This is a genomic window from Streptomyces albus subsp. chlorinus (assembly GCF_013302895.1).
Taxonomy (GTDB): domain Bacteria; phylum Actinomycetota; class Actinomycetes; order Streptomycetales; family Streptomycetaceae; genus Streptomyces; species Streptomyces chlorinus.
In genome coordinates this window covers 5615646-5642626 of the sequence record NZ_VJOK01000001.1, presented here as the reverse complement: position 1 = coordinate 5642626, position 26981 = coordinate 5615646, and the positions used below count along the sequence as shown (strand labels likewise).

Annotated in this window: 22 protein-coding genes; 6 read left to right on the top strand and 16 right to left on the bottom strand. The window is 70.3% G+C overall.

The genetic code is table 11. From position 1 onward, the window contains the following. Positions 1-211 precede the first annotated feature (211 nt). From FM076_RS24770 to thyX, 3 genes are all read right to left on the bottom strand, one after another. A complete protein-coding gene (locus FM076_RS24770; protein ID WP_173873132.1) occupies positions 212-1897 on the bottom strand; it encodes a ribonuclease J in 1686 nt (561 codons plus the stop codon). 169 nt (positions 1898-2066) lie between these two features. Further along, the gene (gene dapA / locus FM076_RS24765; protein WP_173873131.1) at positions 2067-2966 is read right to left on the bottom strand and encodes a 4-hydroxy-tetrahydrodipicolinate synthase; all 900 of its coding nucleotides are present in this window, start codon (positions 2964-2966) and stop codon (positions 2067-2069) included. 251 nt (positions 2967-3217) lie between these two features. Next, complete coding sequence (gene thyX / locus FM076_RS24760) at positions 3218-3910, bottom strand: FAD-dependent thymidylate synthase (protein WP_180218650.1); 693 nt, start codon at positions 3908-3910, stop codon at positions 3218-3220. Positions 3911-4245: 335 nt separating this feature from the next. On the opposite strand from thyX, the gene FM076_RS24755 reads away from it, so the two are divergent. Continuing rightward, entirely contained in the window at positions 4246-4482 is a 237-nt protein-coding gene (locus FM076_RS24755; RefSeq protein ID WP_173873129.1) for a hypothetical protein, read from the top strand. 179 nt (positions 4483-4661) lie between these two features. Continuing rightward, positions 4662-5246, top strand: coding sequence for a hypothetical protein (locus tag FM076_RS24750; RefSeq protein WP_173873128.1), 585 nt, complete (start codon positions 4662-4664; stop codon positions 5244-5246). Here the strand turns inward: FM076_RS24750 and FM076_RS24745 are convergent. From FM076_RS24745 to eccD, 6 genes are all read right to left on the bottom strand, one after another. Then, positions 5243-5692 carry a hypothetical protein gene (locus FM076_RS24745; protein ID WP_173873127.1) on the bottom strand — a complete coding sequence of 150 codons (450 nt, stop codon included), beginning with the start codon at positions 5690-5692 and terminating at the stop codon, positions 5243-5245. The genes FM076_RS24750 and FM076_RS24745 overlap by 4 nt on opposite strands. Before the next feature lie 14 nt (positions 5693-5706). After that, the gene (gene dapB / locus FM076_RS24740) at positions 5707-6459 is read right to left on the bottom strand and encodes a 4-hydroxy-tetrahydrodipicolinate reductase (protein ID WP_173873126.1); all 753 of its coding nucleotides are present in this window, start codon (positions 6457-6459) and stop codon (positions 5707-5709) included. Positions 6460-6506: 47 nt separating this feature from the next. After that, a complete protein-coding gene (locus FM076_RS24735) occupies positions 6507-7889 on the bottom strand; it encodes an insulinase family protein (RefSeq protein ID WP_173873125.1) in 1383 nt (460 codons plus the stop codon). After that, positions 7886-10135, bottom strand: a complete 2250-nt coding sequence (locus FM076_RS24730) for a polyribonucleotide nucleotidyltransferase (RefSeq protein ID WP_173874981.1) — start codon at positions 10133-10135, stop codon at positions 7886-7888. The genes FM076_RS24735 and FM076_RS24730 overlap by 4 nt, the downstream gene beginning before the upstream one ends. 297 nt (positions 10136-10432) lie before the next feature. After that, positions 10433-10723, bottom strand: a complete 291-nt coding sequence (gene rpsO, locus FM076_RS24725; protein ID WP_016470189.1) for a 30S ribosomal protein S15 — start codon at positions 10721-10723, stop codon at positions 10433-10435. Positions 10724-10816: 93 nt separating this feature from the next. Next, positions 10817-12343, bottom strand: coding sequence for a type VII secretion integral membrane protein EccD (gene eccD, locus FM076_RS24720; RefSeq protein ID WP_173873124.1), 1527 nt, complete (start codon positions 12341-12343; stop codon positions 10817-10819). 273 nt (positions 12344-12616) lie between these two features. Between eccD and eccCa the strand changes: the two genes are divergently transcribed. Both eccCa and FM076_RS24710 read left to right on the top strand, forming a co-directional pair. Next, positions 12617-16594, top strand: a complete 3978-nt coding sequence (eccCa, locus tag FM076_RS24715; protein WP_173873123.1) for a type VII secretion protein EccCa — start codon at positions 12617-12619, stop codon at positions 16592-16594. Between the two features lie 73 nt (positions 16595-16667). Further along, positions 16668-16931 (top strand): DUF397 domain-containing protein, encoded by a 264-nt coding sequence (locus FM076_RS24710; RefSeq protein ID WP_173873122.1) that lies wholly within the window; start codon positions 16668-16670, stop codon positions 16929-16931. Positions 16932-17116: 185 nt separating this feature from the next. Here the strand turns inward: FM076_RS24710 and FM076_RS24705 are convergent, their stop codons facing one another. The 7 genes from FM076_RS24705 to eccB all read right to left on the bottom strand — a co-directional run bounded on the left by FM076_RS24705 (position 17117) and on the right by eccB (position 24529). Further along, entirely contained in the window at positions 17117-17461 is a 345-nt protein-coding gene (locus tag FM076_RS24705) for a WXG100 family type VII secretion target (RefSeq protein WP_173873121.1), read from the bottom strand. 54 nt (positions 17462-17515) lie between these two features. Continuing rightward, positions 17516-17971 (bottom strand): WXG100 family type VII secretion target, encoded by a 456-nt coding sequence (locus tag FM076_RS24700; RefSeq protein WP_173873120.1) that lies wholly within the window; start codon positions 17969-17971, stop codon positions 17516-17518. A gap of 62 nt (positions 17972-18033) precedes the next feature. Then, a complete protein-coding gene (locus FM076_RS24695; RefSeq protein WP_173873119.1) occupies positions 18034-19248 on the bottom strand; it encodes a S8 family serine peptidase in 1215 nt (404 codons plus the stop codon). An 18-nt stretch (positions 19249-19266) separates the two neighbouring features. Continuing rightward, positions 19267-20985 carry a hypothetical protein gene (locus FM076_RS24690; RefSeq protein ID WP_173873118.1) on the bottom strand — a complete coding sequence of 573 codons (1719 nt, stop codon included), beginning with the start codon at positions 20983-20985 and terminating at the stop codon, positions 19267-19269. Between the two features lie 74 nt (positions 20986-21059). Next, positions 21060-21536: a hypothetical protein gene (locus tag FM076_RS24685; protein WP_173873117.1), complete on the bottom strand. Its 477-nt coding sequence runs from the start codon at positions 21534-21536 to the stop codon at positions 21060-21062. A gap of 180 nt (positions 21537-21716) precedes the next feature. Continuing rightward, positions 21717-22994: a type VII secretion-associated serine protease mycosin gene (gene mycP, locus FM076_RS24680; protein WP_173873116.1), complete on the bottom strand. Its 1278-nt coding sequence runs from the start codon at positions 22992-22994 to the stop codon at positions 21717-21719. Between the two features lie 14 nt (positions 22995-23008). Next, positions 23009-24529: a type VII secretion protein EccB gene (gene eccB, locus FM076_RS24675; protein WP_173873115.1), complete on the bottom strand. Its 1521-nt coding sequence runs from the start codon at positions 24527-24529 to the stop codon at positions 23009-23011. A 276-nt stretch (positions 24530-24805) separates the two neighbouring features. On the opposite strand from eccB, the gene eccE reads away from it, so the two are divergent. Further along, a complete protein-coding gene (gene eccE / locus FM076_RS24670) occupies positions 24806-26185 on the top strand; it encodes a type VII secretion protein EccE (RefSeq protein ID WP_173873114.1) in 1380 nt (459 codons plus the stop codon). Then, a complete protein-coding gene (locus FM076_RS24665) occupies positions 26185-26889 on the top strand; it encodes a hypothetical protein (RefSeq protein ID WP_173873113.1) in 705 nt (234 codons plus the stop codon). Before eccE ends, FM076_RS24665 begins: the two co-directional genes overlap by 1 nt. The last annotated feature ends 92 nt before the right edge of the window (positions 26890-26981 follow it).

Sequence of the window (26981 nt, the reverse complement as noted above, 5' to 3'; positions counted from 1 at the left end):
GCCCTTTCGATGTTCTCCACCTTACCAGAATCTTTTTCCGGCTCGTTTCCGAGTCGAATTCGGATTCCTGGATACCGGTCGGCCTCGGACCGTAGTGGTCCCGGGTTCCCGATGCGGTGGAGAGGTAAACGTACTGGAGCGGGGCGCCTGGAGGCAAATCGAGGGGCGCCCCGCTCCTCCGCGGGCCCGCCGAGGGGCCACGACGGGCGGGTCAGACCTCGACGACCACGGGGAGGATCATCGGACGACGGCGGTAGCTGTCCGAGACCCACTTGCCGACCGTGCGGCGCACCAGCTGCTGGAGCTGGTGGGTCTCCGCGATGCCGTCCTGCGCGGACTTGGCGAGGGCCTCGTCGATCTTCGGGATGACCGCGGCGAAGTCCGTGTCGTCGATGCCGGAGCCCCGGGACTGGATGTGGGGCCCTCCGACGATCTTGCCGGTGGTGCTGTCGACCACGATGAAGACCGAGATGATGCCCTCGTCGCCGAGGATGCGCCGGTCCTTGAGGGAGGACTCGGTGACGTCGCCGACCGAGAGGCCGTCCACGTAGACGTATCCGGCCTGGACCTTGCCCGTGATCTTGGCCTTGCCGTCGACGAGGTCCACCACGACGCCGTCCTCAGCGATCACGATGCGGTCGTGGGGGATTCCGGTGGCCGCGCCCAGTTCGGCGCTGGCGCGCAGGTGGCGCCACTCGCCGTGGACGGGCATGAGGTTCCGCGGCTGGCAGATGTTGTAGAAGTACAGCAGTTCGCCCGCCGAGGCGTGGCCGGAGACGTGGACCTTGGCGTTGCCCTTGTGGACCACGTTGGCGCCCCAGCGGGTGAGGCCGTTGATGACGCGGTAGACCGCGTTCTCGTTGCCCGGGATCAGGGACGACGCGAGGATCACGGTGTCGCCCTGGACGATCCGGATCTGGTGGTCCCGGTTGGCCATCCGGGAGAGGGCGGCCATGGGCTCGCCCTGGGAGCCCGTACAGACGAGGACCACCTCGTCGTCCGGGAGGTCGTCGAGCGCCTTGACGTCCACGACGAGCCCGGCCGGCACGCTGAGGTAGCCCAGGTCGCGGGCGATGCCCATGTTGCGGACCATGGAGCGGCCGACGAAGGCGACCCGGCGGCCGTGCTCGTGGGCGGCGTCCAGGATCTGCTGGATGCGGTGGACGTGGCTGGCGAAGCTGGCGACGATGATCCGCTTCTGCGCGCTGGAGAAGACCTGGCGCAGCACGGAGGAGATCTCGCGCTCCGGCGGGACGAAGCCGGGGACCTCGGCGTTGGTGGAGTCGCTCAGCAGCAGGTCGATGCCCTCTTCACCGAGCCGGGAGAAGGCCCGCAGGTCGGTGAGGCGGCCGTCCAGCGGCAGCTGGTCCATCTTGAAGTCGCCGGTGTGCACGACGAGGCCGGCCGGGGTGCGCACGGCGACGGCGAGGGCGTCGGGGATGGAGTGGTTGACCGCGAGGAACTCGCATTCGAAGGGGCCGATGCGCTCGCGGTGCCCCTCCTCGACCTCCAGCGTGTAGGGCCGGATGCGGTGCTCCTGGAGCTTGGCCTCGATCAGGGCGAGGGTCAGCTTGGAGCCGATGAGGGGGATGTCCGGCTTCTCCCGCAGGAGGTAGGGGACGCCGCCGATGTGGTCCTCGTGCCCGTGGGTGAGGACGATGCCGTCGATGTCGTCGAGGCGGTCCCTGAGCGTGGTGAAGTCGGGGAGGATCAGGTCGATGCCGGGCTGCTCCTCCTCGGGGAAGAGGACGCCGCAGTCGATGATCAGAAGCCTGCCGCCGTACTCGAAGACGGTCATGTTGCGGCCGATCTCGCCGAGGCCGCCCAGAGGGGTGACGCGCAGGCCGCCCTTGGGGAGTTCCGGGGGCGGGCCCAGTTCTGGATGCGGATGACTCAAAAGACTCTCCTTACCACGCGCGCCACGCACCCGCCTGGGTACGTGGCGCGCGGTATTCATGAGGCGCACGGGGACGCGGCGGTTCTGCCGCGCAGGTGTCGTGCGTGTTCCATTGGGCTGTGCACTTGTGCCGCTGAGCGGCCGTATGCAGTTGTGAGAAGTCTGGGGACTACAGGTGTACCCCGCCGTGGGCGAGATCGTGCGTCAGCTGGTCCAGCTCCTCGGAGGACAGTTCGACCAGGGGGAGGCGCAGCGGCCCGGCGGGGAGGCCCAGACGGGCGAGGGCGGCCTTGGTCGTGATGACGCCCTGGGTGCGGAACATGCCGGTGAAGACCGGCAGCAGCTTCTGGTGGATCTCGGTGGCCTTCGCGACGTCGCCGCTCAGGTGCGCCTCCAGCAGGGAGCGCAGCTCGGGGGCGACGACGTGGCCGACGACGGAGACGAAGCCGACGGCGCCGACGGACAGCAGCGGGAGGTTGAGCATGTCGTCACCGCTGTACCAGGCCAGGCCACTGGTGGCGATGGCCCAGCTGGCGCGGCCGAGGTCGCCCTTGGCGTCCTTGTTGGCCACGATGCGGGGGTGCTCGGCGAGCCGCACGATCGTCTCGGTGTTGATGGGGACGCCGCTGCGGCCCGGGATGTCGTAGAGCATCACCGGCAGGCCGGTGGCGTCGGCGATCGCGGTGAAGTGCCGGTAGAGGCCCTCCTGCGGCGGCTTGCTGTAGTACGGCGTCACCGCCAGCAGTCCGTGGGCGCCTGCCTGCTCGGCGGCGCGGGCCAGCTCGACGCTGTGTGCCGTGTCGTTGGTGCCGGCTCCGGCGACCACATGGGCGCGTTCGCCCACCGCCTCCACGACGGCCTTGACGAGCTGGGCTTTCTCCGCATCGGTGGTGGTCGGTGACTCGCCGGTGGTGCCGTTGACGACGAGGCCGTCGTTGCCGGCGTCCACCAGGTGGGCGGCGAGCTGCTGCGCGCCGTCGAGGTCGAGCGCGCCGTCCGCGGTGAACGGCGTGACCATCGCGGTCAGGACCCGCCCGAAGGGCGTCTGCGGTGTGGAGGTCGGAGCCATAGGCTCCACGCTACTCGCAGCGCACCCCGGGACGCTTCCTCGGGGCGCCGGATCGGAGCGACGGGAGGGGATCCGGGGGAAGAAGAGGGGGCCCCGGCACTGCCTGCTCGGGGGTTCAGGCAGTGCCGGGACCGCATATTCACCCTAGAGGAACATCTTGAAACGTCGCAATACGGACACCTCCCGGGGGACTCCGACCGGCGGGTACGGAGTGCGGGACGAGTGAGCCCGCCCTCCGGCCCCGGGAGCCGTCAGGGAGCGATGCGGCCGTTGGCGTTGAAGGCCGCGTGGGTCAGCGGCATCAGCTCGGCCCACCGCTCCTCCATCAGCTCGCCCACCATCTCGATCTCGCGCTGCGGGAAACTGGGCACCTTGGCCTGCTCGTGCTGCGTCCGCAGGCCGAGGAAGTGCATCAGGGAGCGTGCGTTGCACGTGGCGTACATGGACGAGTACAGCCCCACCGGGAGGACGGCACGGGCCACCTCGCGGGCCACCCCGGCCTCCAGCATCTCCAGGTAGGTCTCGTACGCCTTGCGGTAGACGTCCTCCATGGCGCGCCCCGTCAGCTTGTGCTGCTCGGGGGTGCCCTCGACGAACTCGTACTTGCCGGGGCGGCCCTGCTGGACGAGCTTGCGGGTGGCGTCGGGGACGTAGAAGACGGGCTCCAGGCGGCGGTAGCGGCCCGACTCCTCGTTGTACGACCAGCCGACGCGGTGCCGGTGGAACTCCCGGAAGACGAAGAGCGGGGCGCTGATGAAGAAGGTCATCGAGTTGTGCTCGAAGGGGCTGCCGTGGCGGTCCCGCATCAGGAAGTTGATCAACCCCTTGGAGCGCTCCGGGTCCTTGTTCAGCTCGTCCAGGGACTGCTCGCCCGCGGTAGAGACCCGGGCGGCCCACAGCACATCGGTGTCGGCGGCGCTGTGCTTGACCAGCTCGACCGTCATGTCGCTGCGGAAACTCGGGGCGGGCGGGGCGGAGGTCTCGGTCACCGGCGGGGTCCTTCCACGTGCGTGTGCCAGGGCGGGGCAAGCCTAAGGGGAGGTCCTGACAGGTGACTCGACGCGGGGGCCGATAGCCCGTTTTGGTGGAACATAAACGGACAAAACCGACTCGGTGCCTGGAAACGGCACCCCCGGTGACATACCTCGTCGCCGCGGTTGATATTTTTCACATGCGTCCCCCGGCAGCGGGCACTCGGAAGCCGGCTCGGACGTTGTGTCTACGAACAGCAAGTGCCAGCAAGAATCCGCCCAGAACGATCAAGCAGGAGCGCACCGTCATGTCCCGCCGCGGAGAGGCAGTTCCGTTCGCCTTCATAGCCGAGGCCGACCGGTTCCGCAGCAATGTCACCCCGCCGCCCCGTGCCCGCCGCAGCTTCCGCCAGGTCGCCGGCAGTGCACTGGTGGGCGTGACGATCGTCGCCGGACTCGTGGGTTCCGTCTTGCTCGGCGGTCCCGCGCTCACCGATAACCAACTGCCGGCGCGCGATCATCCGGCAGCGGCCGAGGGCCGCTGACCCGAGCGGCCACTCCCGGGATCGCACCCGGGGGTGGCCGCTTTTCTCCACCCTCGCTAATGTCACCGCTCACAACCGCCATGGCACGCAGCCGTGGCGGCGGCCCCCACGGTCTCGGGCCGTTCCCTTCCGGGACGCGCCCGAGCAGCCCCTGTCGTGAGCGAGCGAGGACCCCTGCCGTGCCCCTGCCCTTTGTGACAGCCGACCGCGAGGACCGTATCGAGGCGGCGCAGTCCGTGACGCTCGCCGAGGCCGACCGCGAGGTGTGGCGGCGTCCCTACAGCCCCGGCCCCTGCCGGGTGGCCGGCGGCGCGCTGCTGCTTCTGCTCGCGTCCTTCGTGCTCTTCTCCGCGCTGGTCGTCGTGCTCGCCGGCGCGCTGCCGAGCGGGGTGCTGTGCGCGGGCTGCGGCGTACTGGTGATCGTGCTGGCCGTGCGGCTGCTGCGCGCGGGCGTATGGGTCAGCTCGTACGGGCTGCGCCACGCCGGGCTGCTGCGGACCACGACGCTGCGCTGGACCGAGGTGGGCACGCTGCGCACGGTCCAGCAGCCCGTACGGTGGCTCGGCCTGCCCCGCACGGTGCAGGGAGAAGCGCTGATGCTGCTGCCCCCGCGCGGGTCCGCGGACACCCGGGCGGAAGGCGACCGGCGGATACTGCTGACCGACCACAACGCGGACTTCCTGACGCGCCGCGGGGGCTTCGTCCGCGCCGCTGACGTCATAGAGGGCTGGGCTGCCGAGTCCCGCCCCGTGGCGGCCGGCTAGCCGCGCGGGCGCCCCTCGCGCAGCGCGATGGCGTGCTGCATGGCCTTGCGGGCGCGGGGGGTGTCGCGGGCGTCGTGGTAGGCGACCGCCAGCCGGAACCAGGAGCGCCAGTCCTCCGGGTTCTCCTCCGTCTCGGCCCGGCGGCGGGCGAAGACCGCGTCGGCGGAGGCGCGGTCGATCCGGCCCGAGGGAGTGCGCTCCAGCTCGTCGACCGGCAGGCCGCCCTCCGCCTCCAGTTCCCGGGCGAGCTGTCCGGCGCGGCGGGCGAAGCGCGTGGTCTGCCACAGGAACCAGGCGCCGATGAACGGCAGCACCAGCACCGCGATGCCGAAGGGGACGGTCACCGCGGTGCCCTGCTCGATCAGCAGGACGCCCCGGCTGCCGACCAGGACGAAGTAGACGACCAGGATGGCGGCCAGCAGGAAATAGGTGATCTTCGCGCGCACGGTGCCGTACCCCGTCAGTCCAGGTCGAGGAAGTGTTCGAGACCGAAGGTGAGGCCCGGGGTGGCGGGCACCTTGCGGATGCCCAGCAGCACGCCGGGCATGAAGGAGCTGCGGTGCAGCGAGTCGTGGCGGATGGTGAGCGTCTCCGCCTCGTCGCCGAAGAGGACCTCCTGGTGCGCGACCAGGCCGCGCAGCCGCACCGCGTGCACCGGGACACCGTCCACGTCGGCGCCGCGCGCGCCCTCCAGGGACTGGGTGGTGGCGTCGGGCTGGGCGGGCAGACCGGCGTCCTGGCGGGACTTCGCGATCAGCTGCGCGGTGCGCACCGCGGTGCCGCTGGGCGCGTCGACCTTGCCGGGGTGGTGCAGCTCCACCACCTCGACGGACTCGAAGAAGCGGGCCGCCTGCTGGGCGAACCGCATGGTCAGCACCGCGCCGATGCCGAAGTTCGGGGCGATGAGCACGCCGGTGCCCGGCGAGTCCGCGAGCCGGGCGCGGACCGCGGCCAGCCGCTCCTCGGTCCAGCCGGTGGTGCCGACCACGGCGTGGATGCCGTTGGCGACGCAGAACTCCAGGTTGTCCATGACGGAGTCCGGGCGGGTGAGGTCGACCGCGACCTGCGTGCCCGCCTCCGTCAGCGTGCTGCGCGCGTCCCCGCTGCCGAGGGCCGCCACCAGCTCCATGTCGTCGGCGGCCTCGACGGCCCGTACGGCCTCGGAACCCATCCGGCCCTTGGCGCCGAGGACGGCTACGCGCAGCTTGCTCATGGTGCTCGTTCCTTACGTGGTGGGAGTGACGGAGAAGGGGGCGGGGCTCAGGCGACGGCCTCGTGCAGCCGTCCCGCCTGACGGTCCCCGAGCTGCCCGATGACGGACAGCGAGGGGCGGCGGTCCAGCACGTCGCGGGCGACCTGACGGACGTCGTCCGGGGTGACGGCGGAGATCTTGGCGAGCATCTCGTCCACGGACATCTGCTCCCCCCAGCACAGCTCGCTCTTGCCGAGGCGGTGCATCAGGGCACCGGTGTCCTCCAGGCCCAGCACCGTCGAGCCTGAGAGCTGGCCGACGGCACGGCGCAGCTCGTCGTCGCCGAGGCCGTGCCGGGCCACGTGGTCGAGTTCGTCGCGGCAGATCCCCAGCACGTCCGGCACCTGGCCGGGACGGCAGCCCACATAGACGCCGAACAGTCCGCAGTCGGCGAAGCTGGAGGTGTAGGCGTAGGTGCTGTAGGCCAGTCCGCGCTTCTCACGGATCTCCTGGAAGAGCCGGGAGCTCATGCCGCCGCCCAGGGCCGTGCTGAGCACCGCGAGCGGCCAGCGGCGCTCGTCGTGCCGGGAGACGCCGGGCATGCCGAGCACCAGGTGGGCCTGCTCGGTGGGGCGCTCCACGTAGTCGACGCGGCCGGCGGTGCGCAGGGCGCGGCTGCCCGAACGGGGGCCGACCGGGTCGGCGCCCTCGGTACGGGCCGGCACGCCCGCGCGTTCGAACGCCGCCCGGACCTGCTTGACCACCGTGTGGTGGTCGAGGTTGCCCGCGGCGGCGACCACCAGCCGGGTGGGGTCGTAGTGCTTCTTGTAGAAGCGGGCGACCTGGTCGCGGGTGAGCGCGTTGACCGTCTCGACGGTGCCCAGGACGGGGCGGCCCAGCGGGGTGTCACCGAACATGGTGCGGGCGAACAGGTCGTGGACGCAGTCCCCCGCGTCGTCCTCCGTCATCGCGATCTCCTCAAGGATGACGCCCCGCTCCGCGTCGACCTCGGCCGGGTCGATGACGGAGGAGGTGAGCATGTCGGAGACCACGTCGATGGCCAGCGGGAGGTCGGCGTCGAGGACCCGCGCGTAGTAGCAGGTGAACTCCTTCGTGGTGAAGGCGTTCATCTCGCCGCCGACCGCGTCCAGCGCCGCCGAGATCTCCAGCGCGCTGCGCCGCTCGGTGCCCTTGAAGAGGAGGTGCTCCAGATAGTGCGTGGCGCCGCCCAGCGCCGGTGTCTCGTCCCGGGAGCCCACATGGGCCCAGATGCCGAAGGTGGCGGAGCGCACGGTCGGCACCGTCTCGGTGAGGACGCGGAGCCCGCCGGGCAGCACGGTCTTGCGGACGGTGCCGGCGCCGTTCTCCCCCGCGATCAGGGTCTTGGTACGGGCGACGGCCCGCCCTGCCGGGGAGGCGGGGCGGGCCGTCGTACGGAACTGCGAGGTCACTTCGCGGTCTCGTCCTCGGACTCGGTGGCCGTGTCGGACTTCTCGGCGGAGCCCTCGCCGGACTCGGCCTCGTCCAGGACGGGGATCAGCGAGAGCTTGCCGCGCTGGTCGATCTCGGCGATCTCGACCTGGACCTTCTGGCCGACGCCGAGGACGTCCTCGACGTTCTCCACGCGCTTGCCGCCGGCCAGCTTGCGGATCTGCGAGATGTGCAGCAGACCGTCCTTGCCGGGCAGCAGCGAGACGAAGGCACCGAAGGTGGTGGTCTTGACGACCGTGCCGAGGTAGCGCTCGCCGACCTCGGGCATCGTCGGGTTGGCGATGCCATTGATGGTGGCACGCGCGGCTTCGGCGGCCGGGCCGTCGGCGGCACCGATGTAGATGGTGCCGTCGTCCTCGATGGTGATGTCGGCGCCGGTGTCCTCCTGGATCTGGTTGATCATCTTGCCCTTCGGGCCGATGACCTCACCGATCTTGTCCACCGGGATCTTGACGGTGATGATCCGCGGCGCGTTCGGGGACATCTCGTCCGGAACGTCGATCGCCTCGTTCATCACGTCCAGGATGTGAAGCCGCGCGTCGCGGGCCTGCTTGAGGGCCGCGGCCAGCACGGACGCCGGGATGCCGTCCAGCTTGGTGTCGAGCTGGAGGGCGGTGACGAACTGCTTGGTGCCGGCGACCTTGAAGTCCATGTCACCGAACGCGTCCTCGGCGCCCAGGATGTCGGTCAGCGTCACATAGTGCGTCTCGCCCTCGATCTCCTCGGAGATCAGCCCCATGGCGATACCGGCGACCGGGGCCTTGAGCGGCACACCGGCGTTCAGCAGCGACATGGTGGAGGCGCAGACCGAGCCCATGGACGTCGAGCCGTTGGAGCCCAGCGCCTCGGAGACCTGCCGGATCGCGTACGGGAACTCCTCGCGGGTCGGCAGCACCGGGACGAGGGCGCGCTCGGCGAGGGCGCCGTGGCCGATCTCGCGGCGCTTGGGGGAGCCGACGCGGCCCGTCTCACCGGTGGAGTAGGGCGGGAAGTTGTAGTTGTGCATGTAGCGCTTGCGGGTCACCGGCGAGAGGGTGTCCAGCTGCTGCTCCATACGCAGCATGTTCAGCGTGGTGACGCCGAGGATCTGCGTCTCGCCGCGCTCGAACAGTGCCGAGCCGTGCACCCGCGGGATGGCCTCGACCTCGGCGGCCAGGGTGCGGATGTCGGTGACACCGCGGCCGTCGATGCGCTTCTTCTCCTTGATGACGCGCTCGCGCACCAGGTTCTTGGTCAGCGCGCGGTAGGCGGCGGAGATCTCCTTCTCGCGGCCCTCGAACTGCGGCAGCAGCTTCTCGGCGGCCAGCGCCTTGACCCGGTCCAGCTCGGTCTCGCGCTCCTGCTTGCCGGCGATGGTCAGCGCCTGGGCCAGCTCGTCGCGGACGGCCGCGGTCAGCGCCTCCAGGACGTCGTCCTGGTAGTCCAGGAAGATCGGGAACTCGCCGGTGGGCTTGGCGGCCTTCGCGGCGAGGTCGGCCTGGGCCTTGCACAGCACCTTGATGAAGGGCTTCGCGGCCTCCATGCCGGCGGCCACGACCTCCTCCGTCGGAGCCTCGGCGCCGCCCTTGACCAGCTCGATGGTCTTCTCGGTGGCCTCGGCCTCGACCATCATCACGGCCACGTCACCGTCGGGCAGCACGCGGCCCGCGATGACCATGTCGAAGACGGCCTCCTCCAGCTCGGAGTGGGTCGGGAAGGCCACCCACTGGCCGCGGATCAGGGCGACGCGGGTGCCGCCGATCGGGCCGGAGAAGGGCAGGCCGGCCAGCTGCGTCGAGCAGGAGGCGGCGTTGATCGCGACCACGTCGTAGAGGTGGTCGGGGTTGAGCGCCATGATCGTCTCGACGATCTGGATCTCGTTGCGCAGTCCCTTCTTGAAGGAGGGGCGCAGCGGGCGGTCGATCAGGCGGCAGGTGAGGATCGCGTCCTCGGACGGGCGGCCCTCGCGCCGGAAGAAGGAACCGGGGATCTTGCCCGCGGCGTACATCCGCTCCTCGACGTCCACCGTCAGGGGGAAGAAGTCGAGCTGGTCCTTCGGCTGCTTCGAGGCCGTGGTGGCCGACAGCACCATCGTGTCGTCGTCCAGGTAGGCGACGGCGGAACCCGCGGCCTGCTTGGCCAGGCGGCCCGTCTCGAAGCGGATGGTGCGGGTGCCGAAGGCGCCGTTGTCGATCACGGCCTCGGCGTAGTGGGTCTCGTTCTCCACCAGGAAAATCTCCTCGTCTTCGTCCGCGCACATCGCGTGGCGGACCGTGTGCCGCAAGGAGCGCTCCCGGTACGGGCCGGTCTTCGATCGAAGCTCCCGGGACTGCTCGCCTCCGGGGGCCACTACCGAGGACCGGCGTCGGGTCGCTCCTGCCTCGTTGTGTCGTTGTGCGCGCTCGGGGTGTGAGCGCTCTCGCGTGACAAGACTACAAAGGTTCTCCGTCACGCGAGGGTTCTGTACTGCGATACGGCGAAGGGAGCGGTTCCCGGATCCGGGAACCGCTCCCTTCATCGCGTCCTAGCGGGCGCCGGCCGCGCCGCGGCGGATGCCCAGGCGCTCGACCAGCGCACGGAAGCGCTGGATGTCCTTCTTGGCGAGGTACTGCAGCAGGCGGCGGCGCTGGCCGACGAGCAGCAGCAGACCACGCCGCGAGTGGTGGTCGTGCTTGTGGGTCTTCAGGTGCTCCGTCAGGTCGCTGATGCGACGGGAGAGCAACGCCACCTGGACCTCGGGGGAGCCGGTGTCACCCTCCTTGGTGGCGAACTCGGAGATGATCTGCTTCTTCGTCGCGGCGTCGAGAGACGACACTCGTACTCCTCTGGATCGGTGCTGCCGAGCGCCCCTGGTCTTCCTCACAGGGGAATCTTCGATACTCGGGAAGCCCGTACAGAGTAGCAGTGGCTAGCTGGTGAGACTGCGGGCGGCCGAGTAGACGTTCATCACCGCGAGGCACAGCGGCACCAGGGTGAGCAGGACGAAGGTCTCCAGGATCTCCACGAACCGGCCCCAGAAGGGTGTCACACCCTTGTCCGGCACGGTCAGCCCGATGGCGATCACCAGTACGGCGCCGACGGCCAGCGCCGCGCTCAGCCACACGGTGCGCAGCGCGTCACCGTCCGCGGGGAAGTCCCCCGCCAGGCCGGCGCCCAGCAGCACCAGCGCCACCAGCCCCGCGATGAGCGCGCTGCCGACCTGCGAGGTGTAGCGGAAGAGGCGGGCCCGCAGCAGCATGGCGATGCCCGTCGCCAGGGTGAGCAGCTGCCCCCACCCCGAGTCGGAGAAACTGAGGACCGCGCAGGAGACCACGACGACGGTGGCGCAGCCGCCGACCAGGCCGACCAGCAGCTCGTGGCCGCGGCGGGCCTGCGCCGCGACGCGCTCGGCGTCGATCGGGCCCTGCGTCTGCGGCGCCGCGTCCGGGTCGGCGTCGTAGTCGCTCATCCGGGTGCGGGTGGCCTCGAACCCGATGGGCAGCCGGGCGAAGCGGGTGGAGAGGCCCGGCAGGAACGCCAGGAGGCCGACGGCCACGGGCGCGCAGATCGCGGCGGTCTCCACCGGGCGGATGTCGCTCACGATCGCGATGAAGGTGATCAGGGTGCCGACGGTCGCGGTGAAGGCGGCGGCGACGAACGGTCCGTCGCCGTTGGGGGTGAGGGCGATCAGCACGGCGGCCGCCAGCAGCACGGTCACACATCCGAGGAGGAACTGCAGCCTGCCGATGCCCTGCCCCTCCTCCAGGGGCAGCAGCCCGCTGCCCGCCACCATCAGGTGCGGCAGACAGCCGAGGCCGAGCGTGATCGCGGTGGGCCGGTCGTCGTAGACGCGGGCCCGCACGGCCGACAGCGCCAGCAGCAGCACCCCGGTGACAGCCGCCAGGACACCCGCCAGCCCGTGCATGTCGTGGCCGGCGGGGTCGGAGAACCACAGCACGACCGCCATGAGGGCCAGCAGCACACCGCCGCCGATCAGCCCGGCCGCGCGCATCATGCCGTCGCCCCACAGCTTGCGGTCCTTGGTGACGGCGGAGGCGACCGCGTCGGACACGTCGTCGAAGACGGCCGGCGGCAGCGACTCGGCGAAGGGGCGCAGGCTGAGCACCTCCCCGTCGAGGATGCGCTGGGCCGCGAACGTGCGGGAGCTGTCCAGGACGGTGCCGTCACGGCGCACCAGGTGGTATCCGACGGGCGCGCCGTCGGCCGGGCTCTGGCCGGACAGGCGCAGGATCTCGGGGTAGAGGTCGGCGACCGCGATGTCCTCGGGGAGCGCGACGTCGATCCGGCTGTCGGGCGCGACGATGGTCACCCGGCAGAAGCCGGTGTCCAGGGCTGCTCCGGCTGCCCGGCCGGGCGTGCCGGCCGCTCCCCGGGATCCGCCCGGGCCCGGCTGCCCACCGGGTCCGGTGGCGGCGGCGGAAGCCGTCGTACTCACCTGTGTGTCCCCCTCGATAGCCTGCTGGGCACCTGCCGCCCCGCATGTGCCTGGATGCGCGGAAAGTACGGGATACCGCCCGGCTGTGGACGCCTGTGCGGACCGTGCCGCAGGTCGCGGCGGCAGCGCGCGCCACCCTACCGCTCCCGGTCAACTCACTGTGCCACTAGGATCGCCAGCCGCGGAGGGGGAACCGTCGCCACGGGGGCGCCGGCAGCGAGATGTCCCTTCCGCACCAGGACGCGAGGGAACGCAAAGAAGAATGGTGCGCGAGTGACCCAGATCGTCGTCAAGCGTCCGCCGCGGGCTCTGCCTCCCGAAGTACCCAGCGAGCAGCTCCAGTTGCAGCCTCCGCCGGAACTGCCGCGCGGGCAGCAGGAGGGCATGTGGATGCAGCTCCTGCCGATGCTCGGCATGGGCGGGTCCAGCATGTTCTTCCTGATGCCCGGCTACAACTCCCACCCGATGATGCGGGTCATGGGCGCGCTGATGCTGGTGTCGACGGTCACCATGGTCATCGCGATGGCGATCCGGATGCGCCGCGGCACCCAGGGCGAGATGGCGCAGTCCCGCCGCGACTACCTCAAATACCTGGCACAGACCCGGCGTACGGTGCGCAGGACCGCGCTCAAGCAGCGCGACGCCCAGTTCTACCTGCACCCCGCGCCCGACCAGCTGTGGTCCCTGGTGGCCGAGGGCAGCAGGCTGTGGGAGCGGCGCCCCTCGGACGGCGACTTCGGCCAGGTCCGCGTCGGACTGGGCACCCAGCAGCTGGCCACGCCGCTGGTCGCCCCGGAGACGGCGCCGGTCGACGAGCTGGAGCCGCTGACGGTCGGCGCCATGCACCAGTTCCTCAACACGCACGCCACCCTCGACGGGCTCCCCATGGCCGTCTCGCTGCGCGCCTTCTACCACATGACGGTCAGCGGCGAACCGGACGCCGTCTACGGCTCGGCCCGCGCCATGCTCTGCTCGCTGGCAGCGCTGCACTCCCCCGAGGACCTGGTCATCGCGATCGCGGCGGGCCGGGAGACCTACAGCTCCTGGGACTGGGCCAAGTGGCTGCCGCACGCCCAGGCCAAGGACCTCGCCGACGGCGCGGGCACCCGCCGGCTGATCGTCACCGACACCCTCGAGCTGGAAGAGCTGCTCGCCGCGCGGCTGGAGGGACGGCCCCGGTTCAACGCCGCCGGGGAACCGCTGCTGGAGCAGCCGCACATCGTCGTCGTCCTCGACGGGACGGCCGTCCTGCCCAACTCGCTGCTGGCCGCGCCCGAGGGCCTCCAGGGCGTCACCGTCGTGGAGATCGTCCCCGGCGACGCCGATGTGGCGCGCGGCGGCCTCTCCGTCGTCGTCCAGCCGCGCGCCCTGCGCCTGGAGTCGGGGCACGGCCTGGTCTACGACGGAACCCCGGACACGCTCTCCTACGAGGCCGCCGAAGCGGTCTGCCGCCAGCTGGCGCCGCTGCGCGTCGGCTCCGGCGACGACGGTGACGAACCCCTGCTGGCCAAGCTGGAGTTCACCGACCTGCTCGGCCTGGGCGACGCCGCCTCGGTGGAGGTCTCGCGCACCTGGCGGCCCCGCTCCCAGTCCGAACGGCTGCGGGTGCCCATCGGCGTCGGCGAGGACGGCCAGCCGGTGATGCTGGACCTCAAGGAAGCCGCGCAGGACGGCATGGGACCGCACGGGCTGTGCGTGGGCGCGACCGGCTCCGGCAAGTCGGAACTGCTGCGCACCCTGGTGCTGGGCCTGGCGGTCACCCACTCCTCGGAGACGCTGAACTTCGTCCTCGCCGACTTCAAGGGCGGCGCCACCTTCGCGGGGATGGCGCACATGCCGCACGTCGCCGCGGTGATCACCAACCTCGCGGACGACCTGACCCTCGTCGACCGCATGGGCGACTCCATCCGCGGCGAACTCAACCGGCGCCAGGAGATGCTGCGGGACGCGGGCAACTACGCCAACATCCACGACTACGAGAAGGCCCGCGCCGCCGGCGCCCCGCTCTCGCCGATCCCCTCCCTCATCCTGGTCATCGACGAGTTCAGTGAGCTGCTCACCGCCAAGCCGGACTTCATCGACATGTTCATCCAGATCGGCCGCATCGGCCGGTCGCTCGGCGTCCACCTGCTGCTCGCCTCGCAGCGGCTGGAGGAGGGCAGGCTGCGCGGTCTGGAGACCTACCTGTCCTACCGCGTCGGTCTGCGCACCTTCTCGGCCGCCGAGTCCCGCGCCGCCCTCGGCGTCCCCGACGCCTACCACCTGCCGTCCGTGCCCGGTTCCGGCTACCTGAAGTTCGGTACGGACGAGATGACCCGCTTCAAGGCGGCCTACGTCTCCGGCGTCTACCGCCCCGGCAGCGACGGCGAGCCGACCGGCGGGCCGGTCGCGCCGAACCGCCGCCCCGTCCTCTTCACCGCCGCCGAGGTACCGGTGCAGCGCCCCGACCCCGGCACCGCCGCCCCGGTGCCCGCGCAACCGTCCGGCACGGCCGACGACGACGCGCTGGCCGACACCGTCCTCGATGTGATCGTGCGGCGTCTGGAGGGCCAGGGCACCCCCGCCCACCAGGTGTGGCTCCCTCCGCTGGACAGCGCCTCACCGCTGGACGAACTCCTCCCCGGCCTCACCCCCGTGGAGGGCCGCGGCCTGACCGCCCCCGACTACCCCCGGCTGGGCGGGCTCGTGGTGCCCGTCGGCCTCGTCGACAAGCCGTTCGAGCAGCGGCGGGACCCGCTGTACCTCGACTTCTCCGGCGCCGCCGGCCACATGCTCGTCGTCGGCGGCCCCCAGTCCGGCAAGTCGACGCTGATGCGCACCCTCATCTCGGCGTTCGCGCTCACCCACACCCCGGCCGAGGTCCAGTTCTACGGCCTCGACTTCGGCGGCGGCGGCATGTCCGCCATCGCGGACCTCCCCCACGTCGGCGGCATCGCCTCCCGCCTCGACCCCGAACGCGTCCGCCGGACCGTGGCCGAGGTCTACGGCGTCCTCAACCGCCGCGAGGAGTACTTCCGCTCCCGCAACATCGACTCCATCACCACCTACCGCCGCCGCCGCGCCCGCGGTGAGCTCACCGACCAGCCCTGGGGCGATGTCTTCCTCGTCATCGACGGGTGGGGCAACTTCCGCAACGACTACGAGGGCCTGACCGAGATCGTCAACGACATCGCGGCCCGCGGTCTGGGCTACGGCATCCACCTCGTGGTGACCGCCTCCCGCAACATGGAGGTGCGGGCCGCTCTCAAGGACCTGCTGATGAACCGGCTGGAGCTGCGGCTGGGCGACACGATGGACTCCGAGTTCAACCGCAAGGTCGCCGCCAACGTACCGGCCGGCGTCCCCGGACGCGGCCAGACGATGGACGCCCTCCACTTCATGGCCGCCGTCCCGCGGATCGACGGCGTCGGCTCGGACGAGGAACTCGCCGACGCCAGCGCGGAGATGTGCCGCGCCCTGGCCACGCACTGGCAGGCCGACCCGGCACCCAAGGTCCGGCTGCTCCCCCGCGAACTCCCCGCCGCCCACCTGCCCGGCGGCGGAGATCACCCGGAGCGCGGCGTCGCCTTCGCCATCGACGAGAACAACCTGGAACCCGTCTTCGTCGACTTCGAGACCGACCCGTTCTTCCTCGTCTTCGGCGAGAGCGAATCGGGCAAGACGGCGCTGCTGCGCCTGCTCGTCAAGCAGATCACCGAGCGCTACTCCGGTGACGAGGCGAAGATCGTCGTCGGTGACTACCGGCGCTCGCTGCTCGGCGCGATCCCGGAAACCCACCTGCTCGAGTACGCGCCCATGTCCAACACCATGGAGACGCACATGAACGCGCTCCGCGACCTGATGGACCGGCGGGCGCCCTCGTCCGACGTCACCCCGCAGCAACTGCGCGACCGCAGCTGGTGGAGCGGCCCGCAGATCTTCGTCGTCGTCGACGACTACGAACTGGTCGCCACCTCCAGCGGCAACCCGCTGGCGGTGCTCACCGAACACCTGCCCTTCTCCCGGGACGTGGGCGTGCGCTTCCTGATCGCGCGCAGCGCCGCGGGCGCGTCACGGTCGATGTTCGAGTCGTTCATGACCCGCATCAAGGAACTGGGCGCCCAGGGCGTCGTCCTCTCGGGTGACCCCAACGAAGGCGACCTCCTCGGCAACGTCCGCCCCCGCCCCATGCCACCCGGCCGCGGCTTCTTCGTCTCCCGCCGGCGCGGAACGCCGCTGGTGCAGCTGGGATGGCTGCCGGACGAGAGCTGAGAGAACCCGGGCCCCGCCGTGCCCCGGCCGCGTAGTCTGGCAACCGCACGAAGGCACGAAGGGAGAGCCGCTGATGGGTACGCAGCAGGAAAAGGAAGAGCTCTACGCGATGGACATCTCCGGCGCGGTCTGGGAGAGCGCTCCCGGCAGCCCGGAGGACGAACGCGTCGAGATCGCCCACCTGCCCGGCGGCGCCGTCGCCATGCGCAACTCCAAGGAACCGGACGTGGTGTTGCGCTACACGGCAGCGGAGTGGCGCGCGTTCGTCCTGGGGGCACGGGACGGTGAGTTCGACCTGGAACCGGCGCCGCGTGAGGGGGGAGCGGGGGAGCGGTAGGGAGCCGGAAGGAAGCAGGACGAAGAGCCGGAAGAGCCATAGCGGCCAGAGGGCAGCAGGGCGACGAACGGCGAGGCGACAAAAGAAAAAGAAGACGCCCCACAGAAGAAGACGCATCACAGAGGGGGCGCCAAAAGAAGGGGCAGGGTGTTCGGTGACACCCTGCCCCTATGCGTCGCTGAAGGTCACCAGCGGGACACCTGACCGGACAGCTGCGCGAAGAGGCTCTCGCCCTTCTTGTCCGTCATCTGGTAGTGGTCCTTGCCTTCCAGGATCAGCTTCTCGATCTTGTCGAGCTGGGCCTTGATGTCGTTCGCGCGCGCGTGCCACTGCCTGTCGATCGCGCGGAACATCTCCTTGGCCTCACCCTCCCAGGCCTCGTCGACCTTCTTGACCTCGGTCCAGACGGCTTCCATCTGGTCCTCCAGCAAGGTGCGGCGCTTCCTGAGCTGCTCGGCGATGGAGACGACGTGGGCGTAGTTGACCTTCAGGACGTCGGGGGTCTCCAGGGACATGATCTCTCCGATCACGAAAGGGATGTGCGGGGAACGTTCTCCGGCGGAATGACACGCGCGGACGGGGAATTACAGTCCGGACAGCTTGCTGCGGTCGACGCCGACCTCGACATTGTTGTAGTTGGCGCTTCCCGCACCGCTCTTGTCCAGGCCCGCGTCGATGCCCCCGAGGCCGCTGTCCGCGCTGATGTGACCACCGGCGGCGGACCCGTTGACGTCGATCTGCCGGAAGGAGTTCAGGATTTCCTCGTCGTTGCCCACGCCGAGCTTCTGCGTGTTGTGCACGGCGTCGATGATGCCGTGCAGCAGCTGGTTCATGGCGTGGTGATCATTGTTGATGGCGTTCTGCGCCCTCTGGAAGGCTCCGGCGCCGGCGCCCTGCCACCCGGCACTCACCGTTCCGATGAGCGCCTGGAGATCCCGCACGTTCTGGACCAACTCACCGTTGATCCTCTCCAGGTTCCTCTTGAAGGTGTTGTATTCGGAGTGGCTGATCTTCTGGCCGTAGCCAGCGGCTTCCGCCATGGTGTGCCCTCTCTGCTCTCGAACATGTCCGCTTCATGATCCAGGACGTCGGCTGACCCCTGCTAGTTCCGTCGCAGACGCGCGACCGCGAAGCCGCACCCCGCGAGGAGGACGACTCCCGCTGCGATCCCGACCGCCGGAAGAAGCGAACTACTGTCCCCATCCTCCGACTTCGAGTCTGCCACCTCGACCTTGTCAGGGGCACCACTTTTATCGGAATCGTTGGCCTTCGAACTCGCCTTTCCGGATGCGGATCTGGTGTGAAGAGTCCGCTTCCCCGTGAGTGGACTGATGTCCGGATCGCCCGGGTCGCCCTTGTTCTCCAGGAGGTTGAGACGGGGACGGACCGCGCCATACCCCAGATATTTACTCAACCCCTTCTTCTTGCCCTCCATGCCAGCGGTGTCGGTCAGCACCCGAAGCACCTGGTTCGCCGTCCAGTTCGGATGCTTGGACCAGATCAGAGCGGCGGAGGCAGAGGCGATGGCGGTGGCCACGCTGGTGCCTTGGACCTTGCAGTAGCTGGCTCGTCGGGCGTCACACCAGCCGGGGACGCCTTCCCCGGGTGCCGCCAGCGTGACGTCGTCGCCGGATACTGGGAAATCGCTGACCTTTTTGGCGTTGATCGAAGTGACACCGACAACTTCGGGATGACTCGCGGGCGCGGAAAGGGGCAACTTCTTCGTTCCGACGCCCGCGAAGAGCAATTTGCCCTTCTTGATCGCGTAGTCGATCGCAGAGTCCTGCTCGTCGCTGCTCGTGCCGCCGAACGACATGTTGATGATTTTGGCGTCACTGTCAGCTGCTGCCCTGATGGCCTGCGCACTCTCGGTGAATCCCTTGTTACCTTTGACTCCGAACAGGCCCAGCCTGTAGGGGAGGATTTCAGCGTCCGGTGCCAGCCCCCGAATCCCTCCCCCTTCCCCTGAGCCAGCGATAAGTTCGGCCATTGTCGTACCATGGCCGACGTCATCCTTGGTCTCATCACCTGGCGCAACCGCGAAGTCCTTTCCGGGAAGCACCTTGCCCCGCAGTGACTTCGTTGACGGATCAACTCCCGTGTCCAGTACGGCCACGGTGATCCCTTTACCGGTGCTGACCTTCCACATCTTCTCGGCCTGCATGGCATCGAGGTACCACTGCTGGGAGCGAGCGTCCTCGGCGGTGGCCCCTGGTGCGAGCCCCCCTTGGACGGCTACAAGAGCACCTGTGGCCAATACGGCGGCGATCAGTCGCCGCCGCGTCGACCAGTTGGTTTCGGCAATGCCTGCCGTCATGGACGCACTCACTCCGCACTACTCGATGACGGGGGGAACGGGGTTGGAACGGCCCTTCTTCCGATTGCCTTCCTCTGCTGGCCGAGACGCGCTGTTCTCCATCGATGCGTGGCCGTCGGAATTTCCCCGAGACGAACCACGCCGGGAGCCGGAGCCGTTGTTGCGCGGTGTGCCCAGGACGCCTCCTGGGCTCGCGCTCGGCGTCTGACGCTTCTTGCCCTGTGCGGACTCCGAGTTCTGCCCTGGCACTCCGATCGCAGGCGTACCGATCGGACCGCGCCGCGGGGTGGTTTTCCCTTCCGTCCCGACGACCGTTCCCCGCGGAAGGCTCTGGCTGCCGGAAGTCGGCCGGGCCTGGCTCGGAGTCCCCCCGACGACTCCCCCGGTTTGCGAAACCCGCGGGCTTCCCGCGTTGTTCGTCCGACCGGGGCTGCCGGTGCTGGGAGGCATGGCACCGGGCCTCGTTCCGGGGCGGCCCACCGGGCCCGGACGGCCTGCGGACCCTTGCGTCGTCGGCCCGGTGCGTGGCGGAGGCGTTCCCGCCTGCCCCGGCATGCCGAAGGGGCCGGGGCGGCCCATGGGACCGGGACGTCCGGCCGGACCGGTTGCCGGGCGGCCGGTCGGCCCCGGACCCACCGGTCCGGGCCGGGCGGGCCCAGGAGGCGACGACTGCACCGGCGAGGTAGGGACGCGCCCCGGGGGCCTGGCTGTGGGCGGCCCCAGCGTCTTGCCGGCCGGGGGCGCCGGGGCGGGCCCCACGATGGGCTGAGTAGGACCGGGCCCGGTCGGCCCCGGACCGGTCGGCCCGGGGTTGGACGGACTGGGCGGCATCGCCTGAGTTGTCGTCGGGTCGAAAGTAGGAGTCTGGACGCTGTCGATGGAGGTGGAGACTCCCGTGTCGGGTACGTGGGGCATCTCGGGCTGGTGAGGCGTCACAGGGGACATCACCGCACCGCTATGCGGCGGATTGGCCGGTACGTAGGCCCCGTCAGGGCTCTCCACATCTTCGCGAGCGGCGAAGCCGGCTTGGTTCGCGCTCGGCGCGACACCTCCGGGTACGGCCGCCCCAGCAGCGCCGGGACCCGATCCGCCGTTCTCCGGGTCGTAAACCGGTACATCGAGCGGCGGCGTCGGCTCGAACTGCGGAACCATGCTCTCCGCAACCACGAGGCTGCGGGTCGAGACGTTGTAGTAGGAAGCGAGGCGGTTCATCTGGATAAGCGCCTCGTTGTGGTGCTTCTTGTACCGCTTGTACTTCGGGTTGTCGTCCTTGCGCTCGTCCTTGGGAATCTCTTCGATATCCCGGACGTCGACATCCTCCTCCTTGGGCATCGCGCTCTGCGCGCCCGCCAGCCCGAGGCTCATGACCGAGAGTTCGGTGCTGACCGCCTCGGCGTAGGCTCCCATCTGCTGGGTGTTCTTGCCGAGTTGCACCGCCCACTTCTTGCAGGCTCGCTCCGTCTTGCCCTCCCACTCGGCACGTCCGGCCTCGGTCTGCAGCCAGGAGCCGGCCGCCTTGATGGCCTTGGACGCGTTGTAGAGGGCGTTGCCCACCGCTTCGAGGTCGGAGGGCTTCGCACCCCGCACCATGTCGAGCATCTCCCCGAGGGTCTTACTCTCGAAGTCGGTGGTCTCCCCCGGCATGTAGAGCACCGCGAAGGGGGAAGGCATGAGCCCGGACTGCGCCAGGTCACGCATGACCTTGTTCACGCCGGCGTTGGGGTTGTCCAGATCCACGTTGTGGCCGGGCGAGCCGCCACCTTCTTTTTCACCCACGGTCTGCCTCCGTCACAGTCGCTGGCGGCCAGAACTCACAGCTTGGGGCGGTCCTGGTCGTTCGCCCCGGTGTCTTCCCTCTTGCCGTCCTTCGCGTGCTTCTCGGCCTCGGCCCGCCGCTTCTCTTGTTCCAGTTCTGCCTGGATCGCCCAGTACCGCTGGCTGTCTTCGGCGCTCACCCGGTCGAACCCTTTGTCCGCCCCCTCGACGGCGACGCCGAACATGAAGATCTGGTCGTCGAGCTTCCTCGACAGTTCGGTCAGATGGCTGTGCACCTTGTTGTACTGGGCGAGTACGGCGTTGGCCTCGGGGAAGGGGCGGTCGCCGTGGACCGATCTCGGCGTGAGTCTCTGGGCCTCCATGGCGAGACGGCCGCCCTCGGACTCCCGCAGTTCCTTCAGGGCATCGTCGATCTTCTTCTTGAAACCCTTGAGGACTTCCTCACCACGCAGCAGGTCCGGCTTCTTGCTCCCCTGCGGTTCACTCTTGGGCGTGCCCTTCGGCTCGCTCATGCCCTCCCCCTCGTGCGCGTCCACCCGTTCCAGGTCCTGCCAGCGGGCCCGCGCATGCCCACCGTTCGCTGTGTGTCACTGTAGCCACACCCTGTGCCCGTTCCCACTGGGAATCCGGCAAGGATGGCCGGTCGCAGCACGGCTGTTGCGTGCGTGTGACAGACAGCTTCTCCCATCTTCTCAACCCCCACCGACACCCGCCCCCCGCCGGCGGCGCCAGTCGCGGTGGATCATGGACGTGCCCGCCACGATCGCGACGAGGATGGCGCCTCCCAGGAGGACGTAGGTTCCGAGCCTCTCGTTGCGTTCCTGCTCGGTTTCTCCGAGTTGGAGTTTGGCCGGCGTCGGTTTCTTTCCGGTTTCGATGCCTTCTTCGGCGACCGGGTGGTCGATGCGTTTGTCGTCGTCGGTCAGGGCGGCGACCGGGTCGACCACGCCCCAGCCGACGAGGCGGTCGTGGCCGGGGACGGAGCGCTCGGCGGTCTGCTCGATCTGGGCGACGATGTTCTGCTGGCTCCAGCGGTCGGCGCCCTCGTTGTGCTTGGCGCGGAGGAGGGCCGCGACGCCCGCCACGTAGGGGGCGGAGAAGCTGGTGCCGTTATCGGAGCAGTGTCCTCCGTGGGGGACGGTGGAGACGATGTCCACACCCGGCGCCGCCACGTCCACGAAGTCACCCGACTGGGAGAAGGGCGCGCGCTCGTTGTTGCGGTCGGAGGAGGCGACGGCCAGGACGCCGGGGTAGGAGGCGGGATAGGTCTTCTTCACGTTGCCGCCGAGGCCGTCGTTGCCCGCGGAGGCGACCACGACGACATCCGCGTCCAGGGCGCGCCGGACGGCGAGTTGGAGCGTGGAGTCCGGTTGCAGGGCCTCCGCCGTGTCCTGGGAGATGTTGATGACATCGGCACCGGCCTCGACCGCGTAGTCGATCGAGCGGGCGAGCGACTCGGCCGTGCCGCTGCCGTTGGCGTCGTTCTGTTTGATGGGAATGATCGTCGCCTTGGGCGCCAGGCCGACGAAACCGGTGTCCGGTGCGGGGCGTGCGGCGATGATGCCGGCGACCTTGGTGCCGTGTCCGACCTCGTCGGTGGTGGGCTTGCCGCGCGGCGTGGCCTGGCCGGTCTCGTCCTTCTTGGGCTTCTTGGGGAGGAAGTTCCTGCCCAGGCGGGGGTCGACGGCGTCCGTGAGCTGTTCGTTCCTGACGTCCACGCCGGTGTCGATGACGGCCACCCGCACGCCCGCGCCCTGGTCCGTCTCCCGCCACAGCTCGTTGAGGAGGACTCTCTGCAGCGCCCAGGGGCGGCCCTTGTACGGCTTCGCGGGGAAGCTGCACTGGGTGCTGGGGTCCGCCGCGGCCGGCGGGGCCGTGGTGAGGGTGAGGGTGGAGGCGACGGCGGCCGTCGCCGCGGTGAGGGCCGCCAGACGTCGCAGGGCCGTGGCGCCCTTGGTGGTTGCGCGCATCCTTCCCGTCCCCCTTACGAGCCCTGCGGCTGGAGCGCGTCGCCGGTGGACAGCCGGGGCCCGGTGGGCAGGAACGCGGCCCACTCGGCCGGTACGGGAGCGATCCGCACGTCCTCGTACCCGAGCCTGCGCTGCGCGTTCTGGCCCTCCTGCTGCTCTTGCCGGGTCTTCTTCTTGCCGTCCTCGCCGATGCCGGAGTCGTCGTGCGCGCTGTCGGAGTTGGACTGCATGGCGTACCGCAGCCCTGTGTCGGTGACCAGGAAGACGCCGCCGGACTTGGTGTCGCGGCCCTTGATCTGGCGGAAGAGCTGGCCGGTGCCTGGCGTGACGTAGGCGCTGGAGGTGCCCGCGGGCAGCTGGGCGGGGAACTCCTCTCCGGACCAGGTGCTCAGTGTGGTGGCGCCGGTCTTGCCGTTCACCTTGCGCAGCACGTTGCAGGCGACGTTGCGGCTGCCGGGCCGGGGGCTGGCCGAGTTGACGGCGTGGGACTTGTCCTCGGGCCACTTCAGCGAGCCGCCGAAGTGCGCGTTGCCCGTCGAGAAGGCACCGGCGTTGACCTTGAACGCCTCGCCGTTCTGGTTCAGGGACAGCAGCTGCTTGGAGGAGAGCAGGAGCTGCGCCATGAAGTCGGAGATCTTCATGACCTTGCCCCGCAGAACGACGTAGTGCTGCCAGTGGTCGCCCTCCGGCGCCGTGATGACGGCGCCCACCCGGTTGGTCCGCGAGTCGAGGCCCTGGACCCCGGCGTCGGTCCCGGCCCCACCGGGGACCTGGGGGAAGGCGATGGGCTCGCCCGGGTGAAGAGTGGCCAGCCATTGGCGGGAGACCCGCTGGGGCTCGCGGTTGCCCGTCAGGATGCGCAGAAGAGTCTCGTCGTTGTGGACGGGATACTTGGTGCCCGCCCTGTCGACGACGTAGAGCCGGTCGTCGGGGCCCTGTACGTAGAGGAGTTCCCCGCCGCGCAACCGGCTCGCGCCGCCCACCTTGCCCCTGTCGCGGTCGGCCAGCACGAAGGCGGCCTTCTGGACGGCCCGGCCGCCCTGTCCGGGGCGCTCGCAGACGGCCCACTGCTTCCTCTCACCGGCCTCCTTGGGCTCGGGGAGACGGTCGGGCGCGTACGGGATGCCGAGAGTGGCGCCGTGCGGGATGTCACCGCTGTCGAGAACCTTCTCGTCGACCTTGACCACCTCGCCCTTGCCCGGGTCGAGAAGCAGCTTGGCGGAGGCCAGGTTGAGCACGGGGTGGAGCTGCGCCTTTCCGTCGGTCTCCAGCACCACGTACCGGGTGGTCGACTTCGAGCCGATGATGACCTTCTCCTGGGGCTTGTCCCAGCCCTCCGGGGCCTTCGGCTTGAACATGCCCCACGCCCCGAACCCTGCCAGGATCAGGGCGCCGACGACGATGCCGGGGAAGATGCCCCGCAGGGGGCGGGGGGCGCCCTCCTCGGTGCCGGTCGGAGACGGCTGGAGGAACGCCGCCACCAACCGCTTCTTCGCGAAGGTGTAGGCGTTGAGCTCGTCGCGCCGTGATGCCATGAGTGAAAGACGCTCCCTGGAAGTCCCTGCTGTCCCCGCTGTCCCCCGTGCCGCCCGCCGGACCCTGATGGCCCCGGCCGGTCCGGAACGGTCCCGCTCACCGGTCCGCCCGGCACCCCCGTGGCGACCGCGGGCGCCGCCTCGGACACTGCCGATTGTCGGACCGGACACCTACTATGCCGGTTGGGGATCGCCTTGTGCCGCTCCGGTATCGTGATCGCCCGCCCAACACCCTTGACGAGTGGGGCGAATTCGGACATGAGGGGGCCTTCCGGGATGGGATCTGCGACGCGCGCGCGGGGTGCGGCGAGCACCGCGGGGCGCCCCGGGCCGGGAACGTCCCGGCGTCCGGGAGCCGGCGCCTCCGCCGCACGCGCGTCCCAGTCCCCGCCGCCGGCCCCCGCCTCGACGACGCTGCGCACCGCGTCGCGGACCAGCAGGCTCGGACCGTTCCAGTTGCAACAACTGGTGCTGCTGGAACTGGCCGCCGCCGTACTGCTGGTCGCGGCGGCCGTCGACGAGCTGCTGCTGGTGCCCGCGGTCGTCGTCGCCGCCCTGCTGGTGGCGCTGGCCGTCATCCGCCGGCACCAGCGCTCGGTGCACGACTGGGCGGCCACGCTGCTCGCCCTGCGCGCCCGCAGGCGTGCGGCCGCCCTGCCCCTGACGCCTGCCATGGTGCTGGACGAGGAGGGCGAGCGGATCGATCCCGGCTTCCTCCCGCTGGTGGAGTGCGCGCCCCGGCTGCGCACATACGCCTACCTCGACAAGAAGCGCCGCACGGTGGGGATGCTGGGCGACGGCACGTTCCTGACGGCACTCGTGCGGATCGAGGCGGCTCCCAGTGCGCTGCGGCCCGCGTTCGGGGCCCGCGCGCTGCCGCTCGGTCTGATGCACGACGCGCTCGACGTCGACGGTATCGCGCTGGAGTCGGTCCAGGTGGTGCAGCACGTCCAGCCCGCTCCGGCACCCCACCTGCCCGACCAGTCGGTGGCGCGGCGCAGTTACGGCCCGCTGCAGGAGCAGACCGGCTCGCCCGCGCTGCGGCTGACCTGGGTGGCGCTGAAGTTCGACCCGGAGCTGTCCCCGGAGGCCGTCGAGGCGCGCGGAGGCGGTCTGGAGGGCGCGCAGCGCTGCCTGGTGCGCGCCGCGGACCATTTGGCCAGCAGGGTGACGGGCGCCGGCTTCGTGGCGACGGTGCTCAACGAGCAGGAGCTGATAGCCGCGGTGGCGACCTCCGCCTGTGTGAGCCCGGTGGCGACGGCCCGCGCGAGCCGCCCGGACGCCGCCCCGGCGCGGCGCACCGCCGAGACGGTCCGCGCCTGGCGGTGCGACGACCGCTGGCACACCACGTACGCGGTCGGCCGCTGGCCCGAGCTGGGCCGCGCCGCCACCCCGCTGCCCAGGCTGGTGGCACAGCTGACGTCTGTACCCACCCTGACGACGACGTTCAGCCTGACGCTGGGCCGCTCGGCGCGGCACAGCGATGTCGCGGTCAGCGGACACGTACGGGTGACGGGCCGGTCGGACAACGAACTGGCCGCCGCGCGCCGTCATCTGGAGCGGTCGGCCCGCTCCGCCCGGCTGGGCCTGGTGCGCCTGGACCGGGAGCAGCTCCCGGGCGCGCTCGCGACGCTGCCGCTGGGGGGTGCCCGCTGATGGCGAGCCGCTACCTGCAGGGCGTACTGGGCCCGCGCCGTACGGAGCACGCGGTTCCCGCGGCTCACTTGGGCGCGCTGTCGCTGCCCCTCGGGGACGACGGCGTGGTGGTCGGCAACGACGCCGAGGGCCGCCCCCAGGTGATCGGCTTCCACCATCCGAGCCCGTACGACGTGGTGCTCATCGGCGGCCTGTGGACCGCGCAGGTGCTGGCACTGCGGCTCGCCGGGACAGGTGCGCGCGTCGCCGTGGAGACCGGCCGGGCCCACGTGTGGACGAACCTGGTGCAGGCGGCGGGCGCCGGACAGGAGTGCATCACGCTGTACGACGTGGGGCGCGTACCGCCGATGGGTCCCACGGTGAGCAGCCCGGTGCTGGTCGTACGCGACTGCGGGATGCGGCCCCCGCGCGGCCGTGTCGCCTCCATGCCGTGGCAGTCCGTGCTGACGCTGCTGCCGTATCTGAGCCCCGTGGCTCCCCGGTTGCTGCGCGGCGCCGCCCTGGCCGGCATCCAGCGGGTGTCCCCGGACGAGGCAGAGCAGATCGGCCGCCTCATGCAACTGCCGCGGCAGGAAGTGGAATCCCTCTCCACACTGGGCGACGGGGTCACCCTGTGGTGCACCCGGCGCGAGCGCCGCTACGCGCTGACGCAGCCGACCGACGCGGAGACCGGGCTGCTCGGCTCGCCGCGTCGTCTCGACTGAGCACCGGTCCTCGGACCGCACTGCCGTAGCGACAGTTGTGATGATTAGGCTGGATGGACGCGCGTGTGGCGGGCGCGCGGCAAATCGGGGTG